The sequence below is a fragment of the Microcoleus sp. S13_B4 genome, from assembly GCF_036700885.1.
Lineage (GTDB): Bacteria > Cyanobacteriota > Cyanobacteriia > Cyanobacteriales > Microcoleaceae > Microcoleus.
Genome location: NZ_JAUBPU010000012.1, coordinates 61,095 through 72,327, shown reverse-complemented (window position 1 = coordinate 72,327; position 11,233 = coordinate 61,095). Strand labels below are relative to the sequence as shown.

Here is an 11,233-nt window from a genome sequence, read left to right as displayed (position 1 = left end):
AAAGGAGGAAGTATGCAGTCAGCAATACGGATTACAACCAAAGTTCTTGCAGGAAATAAACTTGAAATTCAAGTGCCGCCTGGATCTGTGGGCGAAGAGGTTGAAGTTTTTGTGATTATACCAGAAAAGCCTCCGTGGCGGCGTAAAGTGTTGGAATTGCTTACAGAAATCCGCAGCCGTCATGTTTCCAGAACTGTTGAAGAAATTGACCGGGAACTTCAATAATAAAGAAACTACTGGAACAGTTAAACCTAATTTATTCTATTGCAAATTCACTCAATTTTCGCAGAATAGGCGGGTCAAACCCAAGTACAATATCTTCTTTGGGAACTCCCAATTCTACGAGTTCGTTAGCAATACCCACCTCAGTTCCATCTTGCTGAATCCAGATTTTATTGTTCCTAATATCCAGGTGCAAAACCGGGCCATAAATTCGTCGCTGATTGCGCCAGCCGACATATATTAATTGATAATGATCGCGCTCGACATCAAAGATAGTTTGAGCCTGAATGCGCTCATCCCACACAAGACTAGCGTGTTGGGAGAGGAGATTTTGGATGTGCTGCCTATAAAGGTCTACATTTGCCATTGTGCGATCGCCTCTTGGTCTATATCGTAAATCATCAAATGAACTTGATTTTGTTGAACTAAAGACTGAATAAACCCCATTGTGAAAAAACTATCGTAGACATTACTGGGTACTGCCAGGTATAAAATGCGGTCAGTTTCTTGTTGTTGTAAAGCTGCTCGATAACTAATGAACTGTCCTAAAGCTGTGTAAAATTGGGATATTTTGGATGGGCCAATAAAGCTTTTGATTTCAACGGCGATTTTCTGTCCGTCTTTTTCTGCCGCAACCACCTTTTCGGCACCCAAGTCGATGTAAAGTTCGAGAGTTCCTGCCTGTAAAGTGTAGGGATCGTGAGTAATCTGCTATCCATCTTTCTGGAGAGCGATTTTAACGACTTCGTGAAAGGCATCTTTAGCAGGCATGGCTATACTGACTCGTTGTGTTTAATATCTTGGGTAGTTGTTGTATTTTAAGTATATGCGCTATTCATCTAGAACAGGACTTACGCACGGGTAGCCAGAAACCGGGTTTTTTCGATAATACTTCGTTGAGGCCAGCAGAAACGGCCAAAAACCCGGTTCGGTTTTTAACATAGCCTACTGACTAAACTGTTGAGCGTAGTAGCCAGCATATCGAGATCCCTTTTCCAGCAACTCCTCGTGCGTCCCAGATTCGACAATTCTGCCTTTTTCCAAAACTAAAATGCGATCGGCTCTCCGCACAGTAGCCAAGCGGTGCGCGATAATAAACACAGTGCGATCGCGCATCAATCTTTCCAGCGCTTCTTGCACTAAACCTTCGGATTCCGAATCCAGCGCCGATGTCGCTTCATCCAAAATCAATATTCTCGGATTAAGCAAAACTGCACGGGCGATCGCAATTCTTTGTTTCTGTCCCCCAGATAAATTTACACCCCTTTCTCCTACCCAAGTTTGATAACCGTCGGGAAACTCACTAATAAATTGATGAGCGTTAGCAATTTGCGCCGCTTTTTCAACATCTTTTAGTTCATAATACGATCGCCCAAAAGCAATATTTTGAGCAATCGTACCCGAAAATAAAATAGTTTCTTGCGGTACAATTCCGATTTGCCTCCGCAGAGTATTTAAGGTGACATCTTGAATATCAATACCGTCAATTAAAATCTGTCCCGCTTGGGGATCGTAGAATCTCGGTAACAAGTTTACTAAAGTAGTTTTACCCGCACCGGATGCACCAACAAGGGCAATCATTTCTCCGGGAAGCACCAACAAACTCATGTTTTGCAGAATGGGTGTCTCTGAGTTATAGGCAAAATTAATGTTGCGGTATTCGACTTTGCCTGTAACATGGGGAAGTTCGATCGCCCCAGGCTTTTCGACTACTGTGGGTTCAATTGCTAATAATTCAAAAATGCGATCGCTAGAAGCTTCTCCCTGCTTAAAATCCCCGTAATTAGCAGTTGTAATAGCGATGGGGTCAATTAAAAGTGCCACCCCTGCGATATAACTGATAAATTGAGTACCTGTGAGGTTTCCTTGAGAAATTTGCCAACCTCCTAGGAAAAAGAGCAAAATTACGCTCATCGCTTCCAGAAAGCCAACTACAACGAACTGAAGTGCTTTTACTCGTTCGGACAAATACTTAGCGCGGCGGTTCTGTTCTGCTTCTTCTGCAAAGCGGGCAATTTCGTAGTCTTCAGCCACAAATGCTTTGATTAAACGAATACCGCTGAATACTTCTGTCAGCAAAGCGGATAAATCAGAGATACGATTTTGACTTTGCCGCGAGTAACTTAACAGTTTTTCACCAAACCAACCAATTAAAATAGCCATCAGCGGTGCAATAATTAATGCACCTAGAGTTAATTGCCAGTTGAGATAAATCATATATCCCAGGACGGCAATTAGCTGCAAAACACAAGGAATAAACTGATGAAAAAATTTATTTACTACTTCGCCAATGCGGTCAATATCTTCGGTGAGGCGGTAGGATAAGTCTCCGGTTTTGGCAGTTTCAAAGTAGCCGAGATTGAGAGTTTGAAGATGGGAGTAGACTTTTTTGCGAATTTCTAAAGCAATAGTCAAAGCAGCTTTGGCCATCAGCGTATCTTGACCATACTGGGCTGTACCGCGAATTAGAAATATAATGGCACTGAGTGCAGCAATTTGAGCAAACCCTTGTAAATCTCCTTTACCTATAAATTTTGCTGTTTCGCCAACTAGCCACGCTATAATTGGCCAAAATATGGTAAATACTACGGTACAAGCTAATGCTTTACCGATGGTTTGTTTTTGGGGACGGAGGTAGGGTAAGATTTGCCAGTATGTCGATCGAGCTTTCAAGATATTTTGCCCTCGCAAGTTCTGTTTTTAGAGATATCTGAGCCAAAATATGATAACAGCGATCGGGCCAATCTCAACCATCATTCTTGACCGTCGGCATGAGTAGCCTCTACCTTAGCCCCCGCTACAACTGCACCCCGAAACGCGGCTGACTGTCCGGGTGCAAGAGTAACTGGTTCAGCGTAGATAAATCCGTTGTCAATTAAATTGCCTGACTCGTCCAAAACTTCATAATTGACTTTGACATTCTTGATTGTTTTGCAGCCTTGATTAAGCACTTGACCGCTGAAAAACTTGCCGTCATAATTTGCCGCCGCAATTGACACTTTTGCAGAAATGTTGGAACCGGAAATACAAGTTGGGGAAGTTCCAGAAGCTGGCTCTTTCTCGCACAATTTGCCCAAGTCTACTGTTTTGCCGTCGGGGGTTTTCATGTAGCAAAAAGGTTCATCAACTGGTGAATTTTGAGCAAGTGTATTTGTAAAGTCTGTAAGCAAAGGGCGAGCCGATATCGGCGACATTAGCAAACTAGATAAAGCTAGTGTTAAAGGTAAAATAATCATGTTTTTTGGCAAGAATTTGTACATAATAATTCACATGAATTTTACGTTTGCATATCTCTCTGTATGGTGTACCTTACGACTAATTTAAATTTTTGGGCGGGCTATAAGCCCACCCCACAAGAATTAGATGCACGGGCTAGGAGCAACGGCCCACAAGAATTTAGATGCGCGCCTTACGAGATTATCTAATACTCGGCTTTCTATTCCCAAGATTCCGCGCTCCAGGAACTTTTCGGCTCGAACGGCGACTGTTCAAACTGCTCGCAGTTCGAGCATTCACAGAATCAGCAGCAGGTATCAAACCCAAATCTTGCAAGATTTCAACAGCCGCCCTTTGTCCAGTTTCGCAACCGCCTTCCATGTAACCTTGATTTTCCAGCGAAGTGTGTTCCCCGGCAAAATATAAATTGCCAACTCGTTCGCCTTCAACCCCGTACATTTGCGTCCACTGTCCGACTAAATAGCAGGCATAAGAACCTTTAGAAAAGCGTTCTCCCGGCCAATAAGCTCGCACAGCTTTGCCCGATCGCAAATTTCTCACTCCGGGAAAAACTCTTTCAAATTGGTTCAAAAATCTTTGTGCTTGGTCTTCTGGAGTTCCGGCACCGAGCGACAAACCCTGCTTTCCTCCTGTAAAATTAGTAACTAAACCGTTAGGAGTAGGAGCAAAAGGCGTAGCTTCCCAGGTATTCTGGAATCCTAAATCGCTATAAACAGAAGCAGTCGATCGGTAAAGTTCTCGCCAAATGCGGCTGCGGTAGCCGGTAACTAACTTAGAATTAGTACCGTAACCCAATTGCTCGATTGCCCTACGCTTTGGTTGGGGCAAAGGTACGTTAATTCTAACGTCTCGCAGAGTGCTAAACGGCAAAGTTAACAAAACTCGCTCGTAAGTGCGATCGAACGCGCTTTGTCCCGATCGCAAATTTACCCGATAGCGGCCATCCGGTAAAAGAGTAATCGCTTCCAAAACCGTCCCCGCTTCGATCGAGCCCGACAATTGACTTGCTAAACTGTTGATAATTTGACTGTTGCCACCGTCAATTTGATAACGCTCATCGCTGTTGCCGTACAATTCAAAACTGCCAGCTTTAGAACCGATTAAAAACAACAGATTTAACGCCGACTGTTCTTCGGGATCTCGACCGTATTCAGTCGTGTAAGCAATGCGGAGTAACTGCCGGACAATCGTGCTAGTATCAGCTTGGCTTACATATTCAGAGATCGAAAGATTGTCCAATCTTTCCGCTGCTTCTGTAAAATCTTGATAGCTAATTTCATCGCCAACCGCCTGCAAATCAGCAGTAATTTTACTCGCTAGTGGCGAAAATTCCGCGATTATTTGCTCAAGAGAAAAGCGGCGCCCTTCAAAGAAAAAAGTATCCTTCACCAGTCCATTCTGCACTTGGGCTAAGTCGATCGCGCGCAGGCCCAATTCCGACGCCAGGGAAATCAAAGTAGTGTGGCCGGTGTCAATAAATTCTCCCCCCACATCAGCCGGAATCAGCGTTCCAGCCACCTTGGGTATAGTGCGTATCCGCCCCCCCACGCGGTTAGTTGCCTCGATTATATCGGCGCGCACGCCCCCTTGGCGCAAGCGATAAGCCGCCGTCAAACCCGCAATTCCCGCACCCACAACCAAAATCGGCGATCGTCCGCCCTGTTGAGCAAAAGCTCCCCCTCCCTCCCTAGTAAAAGTGGCAGCAGCGACAGCCCCCGCAGCAGCTAAGCCCCCGTGCAGCAAGCGGCGCCGAGATATGGGAGAATTGGGAGTGCGATCGCTCAGCATCCCCAGCAGTTCATCAGCCGGAATGCCCGTTTCCCTTGATTTCTGGGCAATAGTCGCAGCGCGGCGCAGCATTGCCATCAGTGCAGATTTAGCCATAATTAAGACCTCCTCACAAAACAAAACTTTGATGTAAACTGGATTCTTGATCGTGCAATTTCCAGACTAAAGTCCAGAGAGATTTTTTTAATAATGCTAACCCTCAGAACACTGTTCGACAGCAAATTTTATCTCGAAAACAACCCAGATGTCGCCGTAGCAGTTGCCAGAGGCACGGTATCGAGTCCCTTCGATCACTACCGAAAAATTGGCAAATTTGAAAATCGCGACCCGAATGCCCTGTTCGACGCCAGCTATTATTTAGACACCAATACAGATGTAGCGGTATCAGCCAAACTCAATGGCTTTTCAGCAGCAGATCACTTTATTAAATTCGGTCAATTTGAACGACGCAACCCCAACCCTTTCTTCGATGTTGGTTTCTATCTAGCAAGCAACCCAGACGTGCAGACAGCAGTCCAAACAAATCAATTTACCCCATTTGAACACTACTTCAAAGCCGGTCAATTAGAAAACCGCAAAGCCAGCGTTTTCTTCGATCCCAGCTTTTATCTAGAAAAATATCCGCTGGTAGCAGCAGCAGTCAATAGCGGCGCAGTTAAAAGTGCGATCGACCACTACATTCAATTCGGTCAACAAGAAGGACTGTTGAGCGCTCTCCCCGATCCCGCCGACAATTTGAACGCAGCAAAAAGCCTGGGTATTCTCACAGACAGTCTAATTGCGAGCGATTTTGTGGGCGCTGCCCAACCAGCCGACATTTACAGTTTCATCCTCAATACTCCCGGCCTTTTCAGTGTCACTGTTGACGGTTTGAGTGCAGATGTTGATGTTGAATTAATTCAAGATCTCAACGGCAACGGCGCAGTTGGATTAGACGATATTATTGCTTCGTCTAACAAGTTAGGCACGTCTTCAGAAACAATTGTCAGCAATGGGCCTTTACCTGCGGGGACTTATGTCGTCCGCGTTTCTCAATTTCAAGGCGATACCAATTATGACTTGAGATTGCTTTCCGCTCCTTCTCCCACACCGCTTCTATGACATGAGGGTTTACACTCGAAGGCGATCCAAATCTGAAGGTGGAAGACAGAATGCAGAATTAAATAAAAATTTATAATTAAATTATTCTGCGGGTTTGTCAGTTAGATATTGTCCGGTTAATGACTTATAATATAATTGTTTGTTGTCACCCTCTTAAGAGAAGAGAAGACTTAAGTCCTCACTACAAACCTAATTATAAATTTTTTACCGTACTTGATATTAAAACAAACAATTCTCTCTTCCATCTTCCATCTTCCATGGGGCCGATCTTTCACTTATTAGTTTCTTACCCCCTCCTTGGAGAGGGCAAAGATTGAACAGGTGTCGGAGGCCAATTAGAGCGACTTCTGGTTAGAGTAGTAGACACCAAAGCATAGCCCAAAACCGCAGGAAGCACGATCGCACTCAGAAACACGATCGCCGCAGCCCAACTCATCGCATTAGAGATCGGGCCGTAATGAGTGCGGTAAGGGTCAAAGGTGGGTAAATTAGGCCTTGGGGCGTCCCGCAGCGCGATCGGACGTTTGAACCGCACTCGCCTGTCGTCGAGCTTTTCTAGCAAAATCCAGCCAACTTCCGCCTCTTCTTGGCACAGCTTGTGAAAAATCGCAGGATTGCGAAACAAATCGTTGCTAGCCCGCACAATCTTGTACTCCCAAACCGTCAAATCAACAGCATTAGGAGCGGTTTTGGGATTGCCATTCGAGGGCGCATTTTCAGGCCCATTAAAATTATCTTCTTGAGATTCGTACCGAGTCAAAACTTCCTCCTCCTCGTTGTATTTTTGCCACGCAGCCAATTGCTCGCGGCTCACCAATACACCCGCGAGCGCCGCCTCCAAGCCGAGACTGCCAACCATCAAACTCCAAATCAGAATTTCAACCATAAAAAGAGTTAAAAATCAAAAACTAGAAAGACTCGCTTTTAACTTTCAATCTTTAATTTTCAAATAGCCTTCCACCACACAATCTGCACCCACTGCGCGCCAAGAAACCCGCTCTAAAGTCAAAGCATCAGTCATTACCGAAAACCCCAAATCTCCTACAGGAGTTGGAGCTCCTTGGCCGCCGACAATTTTAGGAGCAATAAAAGCCATAATTTTTTGAACTGCACCCTCAGCAATTGCCTCGGCCGCCAAAGTGCCGCCACACTCCCAGAGTACAGAAAGAAAAGATCGATCGTACAAATAAGCCATAACATTAGTCGGCGTCAGCGGCGACAATTCCACAACTTCCACCCCTTTTGCGATCAAAAATTCCTGAAATTCCGGGTTAACCCCAGGTTCAGTCAGCACCAAAGTAGCCGCCACAGAGGTTTCCCACAACCAAGCCGACTTCGGCAAATCCAGAGTGCGGCTCATCACCACCCGCAGGGGATTATTCCTATCAGGCTTGTGACTCGTCAGTAGGGGATTGTCCAGACGCACCGTATTTCCCCCAACAATCACAGCATCGCAGCCGACGCGCACCCGGTGTACCTCGCTCCGAGCCTCCTTGCCTGTCACCCAAGCGCTGTGGCCGGTAGTGGTAGCAATTTTACCGTCCAAAGTCATCGCATATTTCAAAATTCCAAAAGGCCGACGGTACAAAATCCGGTGTACAAAAGCCTCGTTGAGTTTCTGGCAAGCTTCCCCTTCCACTCCCGCCACCACTTCAATGCCAGCCTCTCGCAGCCGGGCCAGACCAGTTCCAGCTACCAAAGGATTCGGATCGACCATGCCAGCCACTACTTTTGCCACCTTGGCCTTAACTAAAGCTTCGGAACAGGGGGGAGTCCGGCCGTAGTGGTTGCAGGGTTCCAGGTTCACGTAGACGGTCGCTCCTTCGGCGAGTTCCCCCGCTTCCCGGAGCGCAAAAACTTCGGCGTGAGGTTGACCGGCACCGGGATGAAACCCTTCGCCGACAATCTTGCCGTCTCGAACAATTACAGAACCGACAAGGGGGTTGGGTGCGGTTTTGCCGAGAGCACGGCGAGCCAATTCTATGCAGCGGCGCATCATGGCTCGATCGAACTCTTGAACTTCGCTGTTGTCGAGTTGTTTTGTACCTTGCTGCTGTCGGTTAGCTAAGCTGGCGATCGCTTGAGCGTCCGCCGGAAAAGTTTCCATAAGATTTTGGTATTATATCTATCCCTGAGTGTACTTACTTTAACACTCTCTACAGGTAAAAACAGGTTAGATATCTGGGAAGTTTGCTTCTGTATTAACCCCTAAATAATGTCGTTGTATTATCTCAACGCTGTTACCACAAGCAGTAGCTAACAGAAGTAAGTCTGTGCCAGCCTCTGCCATAAGGGTAATGAACGTATGGCGGGTATGATAAGGACTGAGGTAGCAACTGATTGCGCCAGATTCTGCAAGTTGTGTAACTATGCCGGGATAGCAATAAACTTTATCTTTTGCACCGCAACGGGCCTCTTGCCATAAGTCACCAAAAGTATTCGTGTTGTAAGAATTACCTTGTGTATTAACAAAAACTAAATCAGTGTATTTAGCGTTAATAGGCTTAATCCGATTCAACAAATCGTTAAGCTTAGGGTAAATTTTGAACAGTCGCACCTCACCCGTTTTAGTAACTTGAGTGTTTTTCAATCGTCCGTTATAAGACTTACTAAATATGACATAGTTTTTGTTACGTCCAATAAATACATCTTGCCATCGCATTGCGAAAGCCTCACCACTACGACATCCAGTTAAAAACAGAAATTCAACTAACGGCGCAGCTTGGCGATGTCTCCGACTTGAAGACTCATAGAATGCCTTGATAATAGTATCTCGCTCTTCCTTAGTAAAAGCGCGACGGTCGCTTTCATTAGAATCAATGTCAGTATTATCAGTCTCCCACCATTCTTTAACTTCTCCTGCTGCGTTAATTGTTGGTTTGTACTTATCCGTTTTATTTTCTGTATTTCCACCGATACTCACAAACGGGTTAACAGTAAGCTTTGTTTTACCCATAGATTGTAATCTGGCAAAAGCTTGAGAAAGTTCGGCTTGAACCCGTACTTTATTTCTAACACTTGCAGTTTGTTGAGTAATCCGTTGCTCTAGATTGCTGTCTGAAAGCAAGAGGCTATATATTTCACTTCCATTGTCAATAAATTCATGTCGGGAATAATCCCAGTGCAATCCTTTGATGATGTTGGTGTAAGTTCCGCGAAAAATAGTCTCAAACGTAGTCGGCTGCAATTGTGGTTGTTTCCAAATCAAGTAATCCTCCCACATTGCCCCTACTGTCATCTCAGGTTCAGGCTCAGGTATTGGTGCTGCTAATTTCAATTCAGCGGTGTACTTGGTTTTTAAACCGTACTTAGCAAAACTGGGGTCAAACAACTGTTGCCAGTCTGGGTGCTGCAAGTCACCTTCAATCCGGTAAGCAATCGCAACTGCTTTTTGCCAGTTCTCGGGTGTGTCTTTCATCCCTAAACCCTGATGCTTCCGCTTCCCGCCAAAAATGGGATTGTACTTAGTGCTGAATTGTAACCGAAGGCTACCTTTATCGGACTGAACAGTAATCGTCTCTGGTAGGGCTGGTTTTTTAGCGTACATATTGATTTTTCAAGGTTCTGTAAGGGTTTCAGCTTTCTATCAAATTTCTATCAAATCTCGGTGAATCGAGGGATAGATGTACTTTGCTAGAAACTACTATAAAAGCAGCATCGTATATTTACGATTAAAGTGTATTCACTTTGATGGTAATTTTGCCTGCGATCCGACGATCGATTGTGGCTGGGGCAAACTGTACGTTACCACTGAGATATTGCACCATTCTCAATTAGCCTTTTATGAACAGGCTTTCGGGCCTGTTCCACAAGAAATATTTATCTTTTGTGGAACAGGCCCGAAAGCCTGTTGCTGACAATGGTGCAAGATCTGAGTTACCAGGAGTGAAGGGCAATGTAGGGCGATCGACCCGCACGCCCGATCGAATAGCTTTAACATGAGGAAAGAATAGCAGGCGCTTGAAAAAACCATGAGTCAGGACATGAAGCGGGAATTTGCCAACCGCGACGAATTAATTGCCTACGTGCGCCAACAGTTCCCCGAAGCCGCCGCCCGGGACAGCAGCGTACCCCCAACCCCAGGCGGGCGGAAAGCAGCCGAGACAGCCCTACAACAAATAGACCCCAGCAAGTACGCCTCAACCCGCAATTTCCTCAACGGTGGAGTAACGCGCTTGTCGCCATATTTGCGCTACGGAGTTTTGAGTCTTGCGGAAGTCCGGGATGCCGTACTGGAGAAGGTGCGACATCCAGAAGAGGCTGTAAAACTCGTCAACGAGTTGGGTTGGCGGGATTATTGGCAGCGACTGTACGCCGAATTGGGCAACGGGATTTGGCAAGACCAGGAACCCTACAAAACTGGTTACACTGCTAAAGATTACAGCGAAACTCTGCCACAGGATGTCGTCGAGGGCACGACTGGTTTGGTGTGCATCGACAGTTTCAGTCGCCAGTTGCGAGAAACTGGTTATTTGCACAACCACCAGCGGATGTGGATGGCCGCTTATCTCGTACACTGGCGGCGCGTTCGTTGGCAAGCCGGAGCTCGCTGGTTTTTGCAACATTTGCTAGATGGAGATCCGGCGAGCAATAATCTTTCTTGGCAGTGGGTAGCCAGCACTTTTAGCCACAAGTCTTATTTTTTTAATCGGGAAAATTTGGAGCGTTACACTAAGGGGGTTTATTGTCGCGATTGTCCTCTCTACGGGCAATGCGATTTTGAGGGAACTTACGAATATTTGGAAGGGAAGTTGTTTCCTTCGGGAGAAAAGGTCGATCGTAGCGGCGGTTCTAAAAGTTGGCAAGGCCATAAAAAAGGTAGCAGAAATTAAAAAGTCAGTTGGCAGTTGTCATAAGTTAACAATCAACAGCCAACAGTCAACAG

The 11,233-nt window shown here is 45.8% G+C and carries 11 protein-coding genes; 3 read left to right on the top strand and 8 right to left on the bottom strand.

Translation table 11 applies throughout. The annotated features are described in order from the left end of the window. Positions 1–12 precede the first annotated feature (12 nt). Entirely contained in the window at positions 13–225 is a 213-nt protein-coding gene (locus tag QT994_RS09810; RefSeq protein WP_333173862.1) for a hypothetical protein, read from the top strand. 31 nt (positions 226–256) lie between these two features. Here the strand turns inward: QT994_RS09810 and QT994_RS09805 are convergent, their stop codons facing one another. The 5 genes from QT994_RS09805 to QT994_RS09785 form a co-directional block, all read right to left on the bottom strand. Then, the gene (locus QT994_RS09805) at positions 257–589 is read right to left on the bottom strand and encodes a XisI protein (RefSeq protein ID WP_333173859.1); all 333 of its coding nucleotides are present in this window, start codon (positions 587–589) and stop codon (positions 257–259) included. Next, positions 577–930: an element excision factor XisH family protein gene (locus tag QT994_RS09800; protein ID WP_333048165.1), complete on the bottom strand. Its 354-nt coding sequence runs from the start codon at positions 928–930 to the stop codon at positions 577–579. The genes QT994_RS09805 and QT994_RS09800 overlap by 13 nt, the downstream gene beginning before the upstream one ends. Before the next feature lie 237 nt (positions 931–1,167). Beyond that, a complete protein-coding gene (locus QT994_RS09795; protein ID WP_333173856.1) occupies positions 1,168–2,895 on the bottom strand; it encodes an ABC transporter ATP-binding protein in 1,728 nt (575 codons plus the stop codon). 80 nt (positions 2,896–2,975) lie between these two features. Then, complete coding sequence (locus QT994_RS09790) at positions 2,976–3,458, bottom strand: FxLYD domain-containing protein (protein ID WP_333173854.1); 483 nt, start codon at positions 3,456–3,458, stop codon at positions 2,976–2,978. A gap of 181 nt (positions 3,459–3,639) precedes the next feature. Continuing rightward, on the bottom strand, positions 3,640–5,343 hold the full coding sequence (locus QT994_RS09785; RefSeq protein WP_333173851.1) for an NAD(P)/FAD-dependent oxidoreductase: 1,704 nt from the start codon (positions 5,341–5,343) through the stop codon (positions 3,640–3,642). A gap of 93 nt (positions 5,344–5,436) precedes the next feature. On the opposite strand from QT994_RS09785, the gene QT994_RS09780 reads away from it, so the two are divergent. After that, on the top strand, positions 5,437–6,348 hold the full coding sequence (locus QT994_RS09780) for a PPC domain-containing protein (RefSeq protein ID WP_333173848.1): 912 nt from the start codon (positions 5,437–5,439) through the stop codon (positions 6,346–6,348). Between the two features lie 286 nt (positions 6,349–6,634). Here the strand turns inward: QT994_RS09780 and QT994_RS09775 are convergent, their stop codons facing one another. The 3 genes from QT994_RS09775 to QT994_RS09765 all read right to left on the bottom strand — a co-directional run bounded on the left by QT994_RS09775 (position 6,635) and on the right by QT994_RS09765 (position 9,895). Further along, complete coding sequence (locus tag QT994_RS09775) at positions 6,635–7,234, bottom strand: hypothetical protein (protein WP_333173845.1); 600 nt, start codon at positions 7,232–7,234, stop codon at positions 6,635–6,637. A gap of 45 nt (positions 7,235–7,279) precedes the next feature. Then, positions 7,280–8,455 carry a bifunctional diaminohydroxyphosphoribosylaminopyrimidine deaminase/5-amino-6-(5-phosphoribosylamino)uracil reductase RibD gene (gene ribD, locus QT994_RS09770; protein WP_333173842.1) on the bottom strand — a complete coding sequence of 392 codons (1,176 nt, stop codon included), beginning with the start codon at positions 8,453–8,455 and terminating at the stop codon, positions 7,280–7,282. A 66-nt stretch (positions 8,456–8,521) separates the two neighbouring features. After that, on the bottom strand, positions 8,522–9,895 hold the full coding sequence (locus QT994_RS09765) for a tyrosine-type recombinase/integrase (RefSeq protein WP_333173840.1): 1,374 nt from the start codon (positions 9,893–9,895) through the stop codon (positions 8,522–8,524). A gap of 424 nt (positions 9,896–10,319) precedes the next feature. Between QT994_RS09765 and QT994_RS09760 the strand changes: the two genes are divergently transcribed. After that, on the top strand, positions 10,320–11,180 hold the full coding sequence (locus QT994_RS09760; protein ID WP_333173838.1) for an FAD-binding domain-containing protein: 861 nt from the start codon (positions 10,320–10,322) through the stop codon (positions 11,178–11,180). Positions 11,181–11,233: the final 53 nt, after the last annotated feature.

Bases quoted from the DNA above. Each gene is read 5' to 3' on its own strand.
- QT994_RS09810 (WP_333173862.1), top strand. From the start codon at position 13: ATGCAGTCAGCAATACGGATTACAACCAAAGTTCTTGCAGGAAATAAA.
- QT994_RS09805 (WP_333173859.1), bottom strand. From the start codon at position 589: ATGGCAAATGTAGACCTTTATAGGCAGCACATCCAAAATCTCCTCTCC.
- QT994_RS09790 (WP_333173854.1), bottom strand. From the start codon at position 3,458: ATGATTATTTTACCTTTAACACTAGCTTTATCTAGTTTGCTAATGTCG.
- QT994_RS09785 (WP_333173851.1), bottom strand. From the start codon at position 5,343: ATGGCTAAATCTGCACTGATGGCAATGCTGCGCCGCGCTGCGACTATT.
- QT994_RS09780 (WP_333173848.1), top strand. From the start codon at position 5,437: ATGCTAACCCTCAGAACACTGTTCGACAGCAAATTTTATCTCGAAAAC.
- QT994_RS09775 (WP_333173845.1), bottom strand. From the start codon at position 7,234: ATGGTTGAAATTCTGATTTGGAGTTTGATGGTTGGCAGTCTCGGCTTG.
- ribD (WP_333173842.1), bottom strand. From the start codon at position 8,455: ATGGAAACTTTTCCGGCGGACGCTCAAGCGATCGCCAGCTTAGCTAAC.
- QT994_RS09765 (WP_333173840.1), bottom strand. From the start codon at position 9,895: ATGTACGCTAAAAAACCAGCCCTACCAGAGACGATTACTGTTCAGTCC.
- QT994_RS09760 (WP_333173838.1), top strand. From the start codon at position 10,320: ATGAGTCAGGACATGAAGCGGGAATTTGCCAACCGCGACGAATTAATT.